Origin of the sequence: Rhodococcus sp. HM1 (assembly GCF_023218075.1) — a bacterium.
Taxonomy (GTDB): Bacteria; Actinomycetota; Actinomycetes; order Mycobacteriales; family Mycobacteriaceae; genus Rhodococcus.
In genome coordinates this window covers 98,355-112,404 of record NZ_JALPTB010000003.1, presented here as the reverse complement: position 1 = coordinate 112,404, position 14,050 = coordinate 98,355, and the positions used below count along the sequence as shown (strand labels likewise).

The 14,050-nt window shown below is 69.1% G+C and carries 17 protein-coding genes; 12 read left to right on the top strand and 5 right to left on the bottom strand.

The window, feature by feature from the left end; translation table 11 throughout:
• Window positions 1-39 precede the first annotated feature (39 nt).
• Window positions 40-573, top strand: coding sequence for a GtrA family protein (locus M1M07_RS02790; RefSeq protein ID WP_248673253.1), 534 nt, complete (start codon window positions 40-42; stop codon window positions 571-573).
• A gap of 27 nt (window positions 574-600) precedes the next feature.
• On the opposite strand, the gene M1M07_RS02785 is transcribed toward M1M07_RS02790, so the two are convergent.
• The 4 genes from M1M07_RS02785 to M1M07_RS02770 are packed head-to-tail and all read right to left on the bottom strand — an operon-like array spanning window position 601 to window position 4,130.
• On the bottom strand, window positions 601-1,899 hold the full coding sequence (locus M1M07_RS02785; protein ID WP_248673252.1) for a HAMP domain-containing sensor histidine kinase: 1,299 nt from the start codon (window positions 1,897-1,899) through the stop codon (window positions 601-603).
• 12 nt (window positions 1,900-1,911) lie between these two features.
• Window positions 1,912-2,595, bottom strand: a complete 684-nt coding sequence (locus tag M1M07_RS02780) for a response regulator transcription factor (protein WP_197253070.1) — start codon at window positions 2,593-2,595, stop codon at window positions 1,912-1,914.
• A gap of 38 nt (window positions 2,596-2,633) precedes the next feature.
• On the bottom strand, window positions 2,634-3,230 hold the full coding sequence (locus M1M07_RS02775) for a PH domain-containing protein (protein WP_197253069.1): 597 nt from the start codon (window positions 3,228-3,230) through the stop codon (window positions 2,634-2,636).
• A 33-nt stretch (window positions 3,231-3,263) separates the two neighbouring features.
• Window positions 3,264-4,130, bottom strand: a complete 867-nt coding sequence (locus M1M07_RS02770; RefSeq protein WP_248673251.1) for a biotin--[acetyl-CoA-carboxylase] ligase — start codon at window positions 4,128-4,130, stop codon at window positions 3,264-3,266.
• Window positions 4,131-4,264: 134 nt separating this feature from the next.
• Between M1M07_RS02770 and M1M07_RS02765 the strand changes: the two genes are divergently transcribed.
• From M1M07_RS02765 to M1M07_RS02755, 3 genes are read left to right on the top strand one after another with little or no spacing between them, the layout of a single operon-like run.
• Entirely contained in the window at window positions 4,265-5,905 is a 1,641-nt protein-coding gene (locus tag M1M07_RS02765; RefSeq protein WP_197253067.1) for an acyl-CoA carboxylase subunit beta, read from the top strand.
• Window positions 5,902-6,240 carry an acyl-CoA carboxylase subunit epsilon gene (locus M1M07_RS32980; RefSeq protein ID WP_197253066.1) on the top strand — a complete coding sequence of 113 codons (339 nt, stop codon included), beginning with the start codon at window positions 5,902-5,904 and terminating at the stop codon, window positions 6,238-6,240. Before M1M07_RS02765 ends, M1M07_RS32980 begins: the two co-directional genes overlap by 4 nt.
• Window position 6,241: 1 nt before the next feature.
• A complete protein-coding gene (locus tag M1M07_RS02755) occupies window positions 6,242-6,901 on the top strand; it encodes a nucleoside triphosphate pyrophosphatase (protein ID WP_197253065.1) in 660 nt (219 codons plus the stop codon).
• Here M1M07_RS02755 and M1M07_RS02750 read toward each other — a convergent pair.
• Window positions 6,891-7,295 (bottom strand): group III truncated hemoglobin, encoded by a 405-nt coding sequence (locus M1M07_RS02750; RefSeq protein WP_197253091.1) that lies wholly within the window; start codon window positions 7,293-7,295, stop codon window positions 6,891-6,893. The two genes, M1M07_RS02755 and M1M07_RS02750, sit on opposite strands and share 11 nt — an antisense overlap.
• 63 nt (window positions 7,296-7,358) lie before the next feature.
• Here M1M07_RS02750 and M1M07_RS02745 point away from each other — a divergent pair, with 63 nt between their 5' ends.
• The 8 genes from M1M07_RS02745 to M1M07_RS02710 all read left to right on the top strand — a co-directional run bounded on the left by M1M07_RS02745 (window position 7,359) and on the right by M1M07_RS02710 (window position 14,014).
• Window positions 7,359-8,252 (top strand): sulfurtransferase, encoded by an 894-nt coding sequence (locus M1M07_RS02745; protein ID WP_248673250.1) that lies wholly within the window; start codon window positions 7,359-7,361, stop codon window positions 8,250-8,252.
• The gene (locus M1M07_RS02740; RefSeq protein ID WP_248673249.1) at window positions 8,249-8,662 is read left to right on the top strand and encodes a SufE family protein; all 414 of its coding nucleotides are present in this window, start codon (window positions 8,249-8,251) and stop codon (window positions 8,660-8,662) included. Before M1M07_RS02745 ends, M1M07_RS02740 begins: the two co-directional genes overlap by 4 nt.
• A 186-nt stretch (window positions 8,663-8,848) precedes the next feature.
• Window positions 8,849-10,639: an acetyl/propionyl/methylcrotonyl-CoA carboxylase subunit alpha gene (locus M1M07_RS02735; protein WP_248673248.1), complete on the top strand. Its 1,791-nt coding sequence runs from the start codon at window positions 8,849-8,851 to the stop codon at window positions 10,637-10,639.
• Between the two features lie 113 nt (window positions 10,640-10,752).
• Window positions 10,753-12,243 (top strand): HNH endonuclease signature motif containing protein, encoded by a 1,491-nt coding sequence (locus tag M1M07_RS02730; protein ID WP_248673247.1) that lies wholly within the window; start codon window positions 10,753-10,755, stop codon window positions 12,241-12,243.
• 46 nt (window positions 12,244-12,289) lie between these two features.
• Window positions 12,290-12,922, top strand: a complete 633-nt coding sequence (locus M1M07_RS02725) for a DUF1707 domain-containing protein (protein WP_197253790.1) — start codon at window positions 12,290-12,292, stop codon at window positions 12,920-12,922.
• 43 nt (window positions 12,923-12,965) lie between these two features.
• The gene (locus M1M07_RS02720) at window positions 12,966-13,400 is read left to right on the top strand and encodes a DUF1707 domain-containing protein (RefSeq protein ID WP_197253792.1); all 435 of its coding nucleotides are present in this window, start codon (window positions 12,966-12,968) and stop codon (window positions 13,398-13,400) included.
• A complete protein-coding gene (locus tag M1M07_RS02715; protein ID WP_197253794.1) occupies window positions 13,400-13,657 on the top strand; it encodes a hypothetical protein in 258 nt (85 codons plus the stop codon). Before M1M07_RS02720 ends, M1M07_RS02715 begins: the two co-directional genes overlap by 1 nt.
• Before the next feature lie 3 nt (window positions 13,658-13,660).
• A complete protein-coding gene (locus M1M07_RS02710) occupies window positions 13,661-14,014 on the top strand; it encodes a VanZ family protein (RefSeq protein ID WP_248673246.1) in 354 nt (117 codons plus the stop codon).
• Window positions 14,015-14,050 lie beyond the last annotated feature (36 nt).

Below are 14,050 nucleotides of genomic sequence, written 5' to 3'. Positions count from 1 at the left end.
ATGCGAAAGTCTGCGATCCGGTTTCGTAGACTTGTCCGAGTGTCTTTCGTCGATGTCGCCATGAACCGCGTTCCCCAGCCGCTGCGAGGCCTGCTCCTGCGGCACAGCGAGCTGGTCAAGTTCGCCATCGTCGGCGGCACGACCTTCGTCATCGACTCGGGCATCTTCTACACCCTCAAGCTGACGGTGCTGGAGGAGAAGCCGGTGACGGCCAAGATCATCGCCGGCATCATCGCGGTGATCTGCTCCTACATCTTCAACCGCGAATGGTCGTTCAAGAACCGCGGTGGCCGTGAACGTGCCCACGAGGCGTTCCTGTTCTTCTTCGTCAGCGGCATCGGTGTCGTACTCAGCTTCATCCCGCTGTGGATCTCGAGCTACGTGTTCGGGCTGCGGGTACCCGAGGTGAGCCTGACGGTCGAGAACATCGCCGACTTCATCAGCGCCTACATCATCGGGAACCTGCTGCAGATGGCGTTCCGCTTCTACTGCTTCAAGCGGTTCGTCTTCCCCGAGGAAACCGGCCCCGACGCCGAACTCGGCGAGCTCGCCGACGAACAGATCGGACGCTGACCCACCCGCTGCTGCCGGCCCACCGGTTCAGCGAGGCTCCCGACTCGCATCCGACGTCCCGTGCCCGCGGTCCCGGGACGTGCCGAGGAACAACGCGAACAACGCCGGCCTCCGCCGTTGCAGTTCGAGCCGGCCGCCGTCGGCGGAGACCAGCGCGCGGGCGAGCGCCAGCCCCACCCCCGTCGATCCGCTACCGGAGAACCCGCGATCGAAGATGTGCGGGGCGAGTTCGTCGCTGACACCCTCCCCCTCGTCGGTCACCTCCACACACACCGTGTCGTCGCCCGCCCGCCGCACCGATACCGTGCAGGTCCCGCCGCCGTGGACCAGCGCGTTGTCGACCAGCACGGCCACGGCCTCACGCAGGCGCGAGCCGGTCACGGTCGAGCGCAACGCCGGGTTGCCCCGCAACACCAGATCGCGTCCGGCCTCCCGGAACGGTCCGCGCCAATCCGCGATGACCCCCGACATCTCCCCCACCACCGACACCTCGGTGCGCAGGGCGGAGCCGCTGTCGCGGGACTGTCGCACCAGATCGTCGATCGCGGCGGTGAGCCGGTCCACCTGGGCCATGGCGGCCTCGGCTTCCTCCACGACCGCAGGATCGGAGTGCGTGGACAGTTCGTCGAGCCGCAACCGCACCGCGGTCAACCGCGAACGCAGCTGGTGCGACACGTCACCGACGAGCATGTGCTCGCGCTGCAGGCGCCCCGCGATCTCCACCGCGGCGGCATCGAGCACGTCGGAAACCCGATCGAGCTCCGGGATACGGTGCCGTCGCGGATCCGGCCGGAAGTCGCCCTGGGTCAGTCGCGCCGCGCGGGCGGCGACGTCGCGCAGCGGATCGGACAGGCGCCGCGCGGTGACGACGGCGACGATCGCGCCGGCTACCACGGTCAACAAGACGATCGTGGCCACGGCCGCCAGTACCTGACGTTGCACGGTGCGCACGCCCGCCGACGGCGCCTCCAGCCGCAACGACCCGGATGTGCCCAGCGACAGGGACTCCAGGATCGGCGCCGAGACTGCCGGAGCGCCGATGTCGAGACGGGCAGCGGCGTCCTCCGGGGTTGGATAGACGATCACCAGGCGGCCGCCGTCGGGCACGAGCAGACGCATCGAACTCGTGTCGAGGCCGCCGGCGATCACCCCCTCCGCGCCTTCCTGGGCGATGATCTCGGAGGCCATCAGCTCCAGCCGTCCCTGCAGATCCCGGCGCATGGTGTCCTCGACGAACAGGTACGCGGTGTAGGCGAGCGGAAGGCCGAGCAACAGCGCGACGAGCAGCACCACGGCGAGAACCGCGATGAGAATGCGACGACGCACGAGCGGCCCCGGCTAGTCGGTGTTCACTCGGAAACCGACACCGCGGACGGTCGCGATGCGGCGTTCCCCGGCCGGCCCCTCGTCGCCGATCTTCCGGCGCAGCCACGACATGTGCATGTCCAGAGTCTTGGAACCACGCAGGTCGACGTCTCCCCACACCTCCTGGAGGATCGCGTCCCGCGAGACGACCTGCCCGGCGTGTTCGAGCAACACCCGCAGCAGCTCGTACTCCTTGTTGGCGAGGACGACCTCGGAACCGTCGACGAGCACGCGCCGCGCGGCGCGTTCGAGCCGGATCCCGGCGACCTCGACCACGTCGTCGGTGTCACCGCCGCCCCGGCGGCGCAGCAACGCCCGCACACGCGCCATCAGTTCGGCGAGGCGGAACGGTTTGCCGACGTAGTCGTCGGCGCCCGCGTCGAGACCGACGACGAAATCGACCTCGTCGGTGCGAGCGGTGAGCATGAGTACGGCCAGGTCGGAGCGGTTGGTCCGGATCTGCCGGCACACCTCGAGACCGTCCATACCGGGCAGTCCGAGGTCGAGGATCAGCAGCTCGTACCGGCCGGACAGGGCCTCTTCCAGTGCGGCGGGGCCTTCCTGGGCGATCGTCACCTCGTACCCCTCGCGACCGAGGGCTCGCGAGAGGGGCGCGGCGATGGCTTCGTCGTCTTCGGCGAGCAGGACAGCGGTCACGGAACCAGGGTACGGATCCGCCGGGGGCGCTGTCCGAATTACCACGCTTTGCGGCCGGTGCCCCCACCCGAGTCGTCACGTCCCCGGTCGTCACCGCCCCGATCGTCGCGGTACTCGCCGGTCCCGTAACCGCCCCTGTCGGCGCTGCTGTCGAACGCCTGCCGGTAGAGCAGCGTGTGCACGGTCTGCACGTCGGGGATGTCGTCGAATTCGAGCGGATCGTCGGCCGCGGAGACGATCACCAGGGTGCCGGTACGCAGCATGCGGTCCACGATGCCGTGCCGGAACTGCACGTTGCTGATGCGACCCATCGGAATGTCGATGCCGGTGTGGGTGATCACGCCCTGCCGCACGAGGACCCGCCGGTCGGTGACGATGAAGTGCGTCGTGAGCCACCGCACGAGGGGCGCGACACAACGCCAGCCGACGAGAACGACCCACAACACCAGGACCGCGACGGTCAGGACACCGGCCGCGGCGCCTTCGAGACGCGTACCGGCGACACCGAGCAGGAAGCCCGCGACCGCGGTTGTCAGCAGGAAGATCGCGGTGGGGACGATGAGCATCTTCCAATGCGGATGCCGGTGCAGCAGCAGCTCTTCGTCGACGGCGAGTGCGTCCTCGGGGTAGCCCATGCCGCCGAGGATCGCACGTCGCGCGACCGGAGGTCAGCCCACGGGTCGCAGATGGGTGATGTCGCCCGCGGCGATCGCCACCGGGTCGCCGTCGCGGTCGGGACGGACGACGATCCGACCCTGCTCGTCGATGTCGACGGCGACGCCGTGCAGTTCGGTGTCGCCGGGCAGGACCGCCCGCACCCGCTGTCCGACGGTGCTGCACCGTTCGCGGTAGGCGTCGGCGAGTGCCGCGGTGTCCCAGTCGTGGTCGTGCCACCGACGCATCCGCTCGGCCAGGTTGGTCAGCAGCACCTGCGCGAGGCGGGTGCGGTCGAGGTCGGTGGCTCCCGCCAGCATCAGCGACGTCGCGGTCGGCACCGGCAGTTCGTCCTCGGCCAGCGAGACGTTGAGGCCGATGCCGACGACGACCGCGGGGACGGGTGCGGTCGCGGCGATCTCGACGAGGATTCCGGCGACCTTGCGGCCGTCGACGAGCACGTCGTTGGGCCATTTCAGTTCGGCGGGCACGCCGGTGACCGAACGGACGGTGTCGACGGTCGCGATTCCGGCGAGCAGCGGCAGCCAGCCGAGGTCGGCGAGGTCCACCCCGGGCAGGGTGACGAGTACGGAGGCGATCACCTGCGCGTTCGGAGTGCCCTCGAACCGGCGCGAGTGCCGTCCGCGGCCGCCGGACTGGAATTCGGCGAGCAGCGCGCGCGGCGCGTCGCCTTCACCTGCGACGGCGAGCAGATCGGCGTTGGTCGATCCGGTTTCCTCGACGACGTCGAGCCGCCGGTAGAACGCGGCGGGTCCGGTGGCCGCGACCAGGGCGTCGCGCAGGTGCTCGACGTCGAGCGGGGCGCGCAGCGCGGCCGGATCTGTCGAGGCGGGACGAGGGGATTGCGGGTCCGGGGACATGCTCACAGCCTAGGGCCGGATGGCGCCGCGCCGGTGCTGCGAAAACGTACTGGCCGGTAGCTTCAGTTCAATGATTCAACACAACTGGGAGTCGATTCGGAGCCCTAGTATGACGCTCGCTAAGCTGACTGGCCATGACCACTGTCCAGGAGCCGTCCGCGCCCGAGGCGGCGAGTACGCCCGATATCCACACCACCGCCGGCAAGCTGGCAGACCTGCGCAATCGTCAGGCCCAGGCCCACGCCCCGAGCGGTGAGGCTGCCATCGAGAAGGTCCACGCGAAGGGCAAGCTCACCGCCCGCGAGCGTATCCACGCTCTGCTCGACGAGGGCTCGTTCGTCGAACTCGACGCCCTCGCACGGCACCGCAGCACCAACTTCGGCCTGGCCGACAACCGTCCCGTCGGCGACGGTGTCGTCACCGGCTACGGCACCATCGACGGTCGCGATGTGTGCGTGTTCTCCCAGGACGCGACGGTCTTCGGCGGCAGCCTCGGTGAGGTCTACGGCGAGAAGATCGTCAAGGTCATGGACCTGGCCCTGCGCACGGGCCGTCCGCTGATCGGCATCAACGAGGGCGCCGGCGCCCGCATCCAGGAAGGCGTCGTCTCGCTCGGCCTGTACGGCGAGATCTTCCACCGCAACGTGCAGGCCTCCGGCGTGATCCCGCAGATCTCGCTGATCATGGGCCCCGCCGCCGGTGGTCACGTGTACTCCCCCGCCCTGACCGACTTCGTGGTGATGGTCGACCAGACCAGCCAGATGTTCGTCACCGGTCCCGACGTCATCAAGACCGTCACCGGCGAGGACGTCACCATGGAGGACCTCGGCGGCGCGCACACCCACATGGTCAAGTCGGGTGTCGCGCACTACGTCGCCGACGGCGAACAGGACGCCCTCGACTACGTCAAGGACCTGCTGTCCTACCTGCCGTCGAACAACCAGGCCGCGGCTCCGCGCCTGGCCCCGACCGACCCGATCCTCGGGTCCATCGAGGACTCGCTCACCGACGAGGACCTCGAGCTCGACACGATCATCCCGGACTCGGCGAACCAGCCGTACGACATGCACGAGATCATTCGTCGGCTGCTCGACGACGACGAGTTCCTCGAGGTGCAGGCCGAGCGCGCCGCCAACGTCATCGTCGGTTTCGGCCGCATCGACGGCCGCAGCGTCGGCATCGTCGCGAACCAGCCCACCCAGTTCGCCGGCTGCCTCGACATCGACGCCTCCGAGAAGGCGGCCCGGTTCGTGCGGACCTGCGACGCGTTCAACGTGCCGATCATCACCCTGGTCGACGTCCCGGGCTTCCTGCCGGGTACCGAGCAGGAATACAACGGCATCATCCGCCGCGGCGCCAAGCTGCTGTACGCGTACGGTGAGGCCACCGTCGGCAAGATCACCGTCATCACCCGCAAGGCCTACGGCGGCGCGTACGACGTCATGGGTTCCAAGCACATGGGTGCCGACGTGAACCTGGCGTGGCCGACCGCGCAGATCGCCGTCATGGGTGCCTCCGGCGCCGTCGGCTTCGTCTACCGCAAGCGCCTTCTCGAAGCCGCCAAGAACGGCGAGGACGTCGATGCGCTGCGCCTCGAACTGCAGAACGAGTACGAGGACACCCTGGTGAACCCGTACGTCGCGGCCGAGCGCGGATACGTCGACGCGGTCATCCCGCCGTCGCACACCCGCGGCCAGATCGTGTCCGCATTGCGACTGCTCGAGCGCAAGATGGTTTCGCTTCCGCCGAAGAAGCATGGGAACATTCCGCTGTGACCGCCGTGACGGAGGAAAAGATCATCACCGACATCGACTCGACCGAAGCATCCGACGCCCCTCTCGAGGACGTCGTGGTCGAAGCTGCCGGTGAGAACTCGGCACCGGAGCCCGTGACTGCCGAGGCGGTAGTCGAGACCGCGGCTGCCCTGCGCATCGTGAAGGGCAACCCGACCGACGAGGACATCGCCGCGCTCGTGTGCGTGCTCGCCGCGGCTTCCTCGGGCGCCGAATCCGAAGGCGACGGCCGTCCCGCGGAGACGTGGGGCGACCCGACCCGGATGCATCGCCAGTGGGCGCCGTTCTCGCCGTATTCGTACCCGAACCTCGGCTGAGATGACCCGATTGGTGCTCGCGTCGGCGTCGCCGGCACGGCTGTCCGTGCTGCGCGCCGCCGGCGTGGAACCGCTCGTGCTGGTGTCGGGGGTCGACGAGGACGCGATCGTCGCGTCGCTCGGCCCCGACACCGCGCCCGAGGTCGTGGTCACCGAACTCGCCCGCGCCAAGGCCGCCGACGTGGTGCCCCGGCTGAGCGGTGACGGCGTGGACGACGCAGTGGTCGTCGGGTGCGATTCGATGCTGCACGTCGACGGACGGTTGCAGGGCAAGCCCGGCACCGCCGAGGTCGCGCGGGCCCGCTGGCGCTCGATGGCCGGCCGCAGCGCCGACCTGCTCACCGGGCACAGCCTGCTGCGGGTCCGCGACGGTGAGATCGTCGCGGAAGCCTCCGCGCACAGCGGCACGACCGTCTATTTCGGCACCCCCACCGACGACGAACTCGAGGCCTACCTCGCGAGCGGCGAACCCCTCCAGGTCGCGGGTGCCTTCACCCTCGACAGCCTCGGTGGCTGGTTCATCGAGCGTCTCGAAGGCGACCCGTCGTCGGTCATCGGCATCGGTCTGCCGCTCGTTCGGCGGCTCCTCGGCGAGGTCGGAGTTTCCGTCGCCGACCTCTGGTCCACGTCCGCGAAGTCGACGGGAACCGTCACCCGCTAGCGAAGGGCCGCCGGACCCCGCGTTCCAACGACCGCGCCATCGCCTCGGCCTTGCTCTTGGCCCGCTCGGCGTGAACTCCTGCGAACAGCTCGTCGACCGTCCCGACCCACAGTTCGAGCCACCGTTCGAACCGTGCCGGGGTGAGGCCGTGGTGCGCGTGCAGTGCCCGGTGCACCGGCAGGAAGTTGCCCTCGTACCGCGTGGTGCGGAAGAGGATCTGTTCCCAGAAGTCACCGACGACGAGCAGATGCTCGTCGAGACCGACGATCGCGAGCACCTCGAACACCGGCGCGAGCGTCGGATCGGTGAGGGCGCGTTCGTAGAACCTGCGGACGAGCCGGTCGATGTCGGCGCGATCGGACACGTCGAAGACCGGGGCGCCACTGGAAATCACATCCACCGAACCTACCGCCTAGTATTGACGGCGCACCTGCCACCACTGCCTCAGGAGCCCTCTGTGCCCGTCGAGCCCGACGCCAATCCCTCATTCGCCGCATACGCCGACCCCACTCGCCTGGTGTCGACGGAATGGCTGTCCGCCCACCTCGGACATCCCGAGGTGAAGGTCGTCGAATCCGACGAGGACGTGCTGCTCTACGACGTCGGCCACATTCCCGGCGCCGTGAAGATCGACTGGCATCTGGACCTGAACGACCCGGTCACCCGCGACTACATCGACGGTGCCGCGTTCGCCGACCTGATGAACCGCAAGGGCATTCGCCGCACCGACACCGTCGTGATCTACGGCGACAAGTCGAACTGGTGGGCCGCCTACGCGCTGTGGGTCTTCACGCTGTTCGGCCACGAGGACGTGCGCCTGCTCGACGGCGGCCGCGACGCGTGGATCTCCGAGAACCGCGACACAACCTTCGACGTCCCGTCCACCACCACGACCGGATACCCGGTGGTTGCGCGCAACGACGCCCCGATCCGGGCCTTCAAGGACGAGGTGCTCGCATCCCTCGGCACGTCTCCGCTGGTGGACGTGCGCTCGCCGCAGGAGTACACCGGCGAGCGCACCCACATGCCGGACTACCCGGAGGAAGGTGCCCTGCGCGGCGGCCACATCCCCACCGCGGTGTCCATCCCGTGGGCGAAGGCCGCGGCGCCGGACGGCCGGTTCCGTTCCCGCGCCGAACTCGACGAGATCTACGCGGACATCTCCCGCGACGCGGATGTGATCGCCTACTGCCGCATCGGTGAGCGGTCCAGCCACACGTGGTTCGTGCTCACACACCTGCTCGGCTACCAGAACGTCCGCAACTACGACGGTTCGTGGACGGAGTGGGGCAACGCGGTGCGCGTGCCGATCGTCAAGGGCGAAGAGCCCGGGGAAGCGCCCGCCCGATGAGCCTGCCCTCCGCGCTCGCCGAGATCGTCGACGACTTCGCCGCCGTCACCGGTCAGGACAAGCTGCAGCTGCTCCTCGAGTTCAGCCGGGAGCTTCCGCCCCTCCCGGCCGAACTCGAGGAAGCCGCGATGGAACCGGTGCCCGAGTGCCAGTCGCCGTTGTTCCTGTCCGTCGACTCGTCGGAGCGTGATCGGGTGCGGCTGCATTTCAGTGCTCCCCCGGAGGCGCCGACCACGCGGGGGTTCGCATCGATCCTGCATCAGGGCCTCGACGGGCTCAGCGCACAGGAGATCCTCGATGTGCCGGACGACTTCTACTCGGCGCTCGGACTGGCCGATGTGGTGAGTCCGCTGCGGCTGCGCGGCATGAGCGCGATGCTCGCCCGGATCAAGCGGCATCTTCGGGCCTGACCTCGCCGGAGGCGCTGTCCCGACCTCGCCGGGGGCCGCTGTGCAGTTTCGGCTACCGGCCGGTAACGTTGCGGGGTTCGATCTTGCTCGTAGTGTGTAGGGGCTATCCGGTTACATCGTCTATCGGATTGACGCCTACACTCTCCGTGACGGCAATAACCTAACGATCGATCAACAGGAGGCTCCGTGCCCAGTCATGCCAGCGCGCACATCACGAAAGTGCTCGTCGCCAACCGCGGCGAGATCGCTGTGCGGGTCATCCGAGCTGCCAAGGACGCCGGTTACGGCAGCGTAGCCGTCTACGCCGAGCCCGACGCGGATGCGCAGTTCGTGAAGCTCGCCGACGAGGCGTTCGCGCTCGGCGGCCAGACGTCGGCCGAGTCCTACCTGGTCTTCGACAAGATCCTCGACGCCGCGAAGAAGTCCGGCGCCGACGCGATCCACCCCGGCTACGGCTTCCTGTCCGAGAACGCCGACTTCGCCCAGGCCGTGATCGACGCCGGCCTGATCTGGATCGGCCCCTCGCCGCAGTCCATCCGCGACCTCGGCGACAAGGTCACCGCCCGCCACATCGCCGAGCGCGCCAACGCGCCGATGGCCGCGGGCACCAAGGACCCGGTCAAGAACGCCGACGAGGTCGTCGAGTTCGCCAAGCAGTACGGCGTGCCGGTCGCGATCAAGGCGGCCTTCGGCGGCGGCGGTCGCGGTATGAAGGTCGCGCAGACCATCGAGGAGATCCCCGAGCTGTTCGAGTCGGCCACCCGCGAGGCGATCGCCGCCTTCGGCCGCGGCGAGTGCTTCGTCGAGCAGTACCTGGACAAGGCCCGCCACGTCGAGGCGCAGGTCATCGCCGACCAGCACGGCAACGTCGTCGTCGCCGGCACCCGCGACTGCTCGCTGCAGCGCCGCTTCCAGAAGCTCGTCGAGGAGGCGCCCGCGCCGTTCCTGACCGACGAGCAGCGCAAGCGCATCCACGAGTCCGCCAAGGCCATCTGCCGCGAGGCCGGTTACTACGGCGCCGGCACCGTCGAGTACCTGGTGCAGGGCGACACCGTCTCGTTCCTCGAGGTCAACACCCGCCTGCAGGTCGAGCACCCGGTCACCGAGGAGACCGCCGGCATCGACCTCGTGCGTCAGCAGTTCCGCATCGCCAACGGTGAAGAGCTCGAGATCAAGGAAGACCCGACGCCGCGCGGCCACTCCTTCGAGTTCCGCATCAACGGTGAGGACGCCGGTCGCGGCTTCCTCCCCGCCCCCGGCCCGATCGCCGTCTACAAGGAGCCCTCGGGCCCGGGCGTGCGCGTCGACTCCGGCGTCGTGCAGGGTGACGTCATCGGCGGCCAGTTCGACTCGATGCTCGCCAAACTGATCGTCACCGGCGAGACCCGCGAGCAGGCGCTGCAGCGCGCTCGCCGCGCCCTCGCCGAGTTCGAGGTCGACGGCCTCGCCACGGTCATCCCGTTCCACCGGCACATCGTCGAGAACCCGGCCTTCGTGGGTGACGGCGAGAAGTTCGACGTCTACACCAAGTGGATCGAAACCGAGTGGGAGAACACCATCGAGCCCTATGCGGGTGCCGGTGCCATCGACGACGAGGACGAGGCCCTGCCGCGTCAGAACGTCGTCGTCGAGGTCGGTGGCCGTCGCGTCGAGGTGTCCCTGCCCGGCCAGTTCTCGCTCGGCGGTGGTGGCGGCGCGGCCGGTGCCACCCGCAAGAAGCCGAAGGCCCGCAAGCGTGGCGGCGCCCACGGTGGCAAGGCGTCCGGCGACGCCGTGACCGCGCCGATGCAGGGCACCGTCGTCAAGGTCGCGGTCACCGAGGGCCAGGAGGTCGCCGAGGGCGATCTGATCGCCGTCCTCGAGGCCATGAAGATGGAGAACCCGGTCACCGCGCACAAGGCCGGTGTCGTGACCGGCCTGGCCGTCGAGCCGGGTGCTGCCATCACTCAGGGAACGGTGCTCGCCGAGCTCAAGTGATGTTCTGACCAACGCGGCGTGCCCCGGGCGGATCCGACGATCCGCCCGGGGCACGCCCCGTTTCGGCTCTCGAATCGGCTGCACCCTCGTTCGAACACATGTACTATTCGAACATGAGTTCGATAGCAGAGGTTCATACGGCGGAGTGCCCCACCGTGGACGAACTCTGCGCACTCGACGTCGACCGCCTCTCCGACGAGGACATCGCCTCGACACTCCGCACCGTCGAACGCCTCCGCCGCCGACTCGACGGCCTCGACGCGCGACTGGTCGCCCAGGTCGAACAGCGCGGACTCGAGAACGCCGTGAAGCTGTCGACGCCCCAGAAATACCTGGTCGAACTCCTGCACCTGTCCCGCGCCGACGCGGTTCGGCGCGTCAAGAACGCCCGCCTCCTCGCACCCCGCACGACTCCCAGCGGTACCGCCCTCGCCCCGATCCTGCAGGTCACGGCCGCTGCCGTTGCCGACGGGGACGCGTCCGCCGCGCACGTCGATGCCATCCGCAAAGTGACCGAGAAGATTCCGGGGCGGTTCGGGAACGACGTCGTCGAGACCGTCGACCGCATCCTCGGCACCCTCGCCCGGACCGCGACCCCCGACGACATCACCACCGCCGGCATCGACCTGCTCGCCCGACTGGACCCCGACGGCAACCCATCGGACGACCGCGACCGCAAGGCCCGCCGCTCCCTGAGGCTCGCACCGCAATCGGCCGATCTGATGTCCCGCCTGCACGGCGACCTGCATCCGGCCACCCGAGCCAAACTCGACGCCATCCTCGCCACCTGGGCCCGACCGGGCATGAACAACCCCGACGACCCCGACTCACCTGCCGGCAGCATCGACCGGCCCGACCTCGACCCCGCCGTTCTCGAGCGGGCGGCCCGCCGCGACCGGCGCACTCCCGACCAACGACTCCACGACGCCTTCGACGCACTCTGCACCCACGCACTGGCCTCCGGCGCTCTCGGCCGCCACCGCGGTCTGCCGGTCACCGTTGTCGTCACCATGACCCTGCGCCAACTCGAACGGGCCACCGGCCTCGCTACCACCGCCACCGGCGGGGTCGTGCCCGTCACCAACGCCCTCGCCATGGCCGAGCACGCCCATCCGGTCCTGGCACTTTTCGACCACGCCGGCGCTCCCCTGCATTTCGGACGGTCCAGACGCCTCGCCACCGCCGACCAGCGTCTGTTGCTCACCGCCTGGCAACGCGGCTGCACCCGGCCCGGCTGCGATGCTCCCGCCTCGCACTGCGCCGTCCACCACCTGACCGAATGGCAACACGGCGGCGGCACCGACATCGACAACCTCGCGCTGGTCTGCGACGCCGACCACGCGCGCGTCACCGACTCCGGGTGGCGTACCACCGCCGATCCCCACGGCCACCGCCCTCTGTGGACCGCACCGCACCTCCTCGATCCCACCCGCACACCCCGGCGCAACCATCGCCATCACCCCCACGAGCTCGTCACCCACGCGATCCTGAACGCGTCCCCACCCCGTCGCAGGCGCGGCCCGGCAGCACCGACCCGTTGCCGGGATCGGAACGGCTCCGACTCGGCTGAGGATCACCACCCACGAACGGAGCGCAGTTCGTAGCGTTCCGGGGCAGATTTCCGTGAACGCTCGAGACTAGGGTGGACATATGGCCGAGCCGCACGAGATACGCATCGGCACCGCCGAACGCGAGCAGGCGCAGCGTCTGCTCGGAGAACACTTCGCTGCCGGACGGCTCACCCTCACCGAGTTCGAGGAACGGTCCGGACGCATCGAAGCGGCGACGACACGCGGCGAGCTGGTGGCCCCGTTCTCCGATCTGCCCCTCATCGAACCGGCACGACGGCAACGGCGCGGACGGGGACTGGTTCTCGGCCTGCTGCCGCTGGTCCTGTTCGCGGTGTTCGTCGTGGCGGACCGGTTCGGCATCGGCCTGTGGCTGCCCGCGGTCGCAGCGGTTGCCGCCGCGGGGACGGCGATGTTCGTCGGCCGGTCCCGTCCCGAAGACCCGGCACCCGGGTCCGCGCGTCTCCTGCCCGCACGCCTTCTCGACGAGAACGCACCCGAACCGTCCTACGCACGCGACACCCGTTACCGCACAACACCTTCAGGGGCCGCGGTACTCGACGTGCTCACCCTGTTGCCGATCGGGCTGGTGGCCGCGGTGTCGATGGTGGCGATCCGCTTCCCGCTCGTCATGGTGATCTGCGCCGTCGTGCTCGTCGCAGTCGTGGTGAAGGCGTATCGGATCATGACCGGAGGACCCGGCTTCGGCCCGTGAGACCGGCCACGCGGCGCCAACTTCGGGCAACTAGTCTGTGGGCATGTCCGATACACCCGAGGTTCGCATCGGCACCGCCGAACGCGAGCGTGCGCTGCAGTTGCTCGGTGAACATTTCGCAGCCGGACGACTCACCCTCGCCGAATTCGAAGAACGCAGCGGCAAGGCCTCGGCGGCGACGACCCGCAGCGACCTCGACGGCCTGTTCACCGATCTGCCGACGGAAACGGCGAACGTCCCTGCTCCGGCAGCCGTGACTGCCCCCGCCAAGCGCGGACTGCCGGATCGGTGGCGCGACGTGGTCGCGGGCGTGACACCTGCCGTCGCGCTCGTCCTGTTCTTCCTTACTCACAGCTGGCTGTGGTTCCTGCTCATCCCCGTGGTCAGCGTCGTCCTGTATGCGGGACTCGATCAGAACGACCGTTCGCGTGACCGCAAGCGCGACAGAAAGAATCGCAGGGACAGGGGCGACGCCTGATGGAACCGGTCGAGATCAACGCGGGCAACTGGTATCTGCTCGCCGAGGACACCGAGTCCTGGAACGCCGACACTCGCTACCGCTGGTCGGTGCGCGAGGCGACGACCGCGGAATCGGTTGCGGACGTGACACTGATGCCGGACGGGACGTTGACCGGCACCGCCCGCGACGGCGAGGACGCCGCGCTGACCGCTGCGCGCCGCGCGGTACGCGGATTCGCCGAGGCCGCACTCGGTCTGACCGTCCGGGACGCCTGACCGGTGCCTACCCTCACGTGGCGGCGCACGCTGCCTCTCCTGCTGGCGACGGTCGTCGTCACCGCGATGCTCCTGTCCCCCGGAGGCACCGCACCGGAAGGCCCGCCGCACGCCGACAAGGTCACGCACGCAGTCTTCTTCGCGACCCTCGCCTACTGCTCGCTGTATGCGCGGATCCCCGTCGCCTGGACGATCGGCTGGCTCGCCGCGTACGGCGTGCTGACCGAGATCCTGCAGGAGACGATTGCGGTGCGCCGCTCGGGATCCGTGTGGGACTGGTGCGCCGACCTGGTCGGTGTGCTCGTCGGTCTCGCGGTGTTCACTGCGGTACGCCGTCGCACCCGAGCCGCGCGCTGACCGATCGGGTGCGACGACGCACTGCGCCCAGATGAG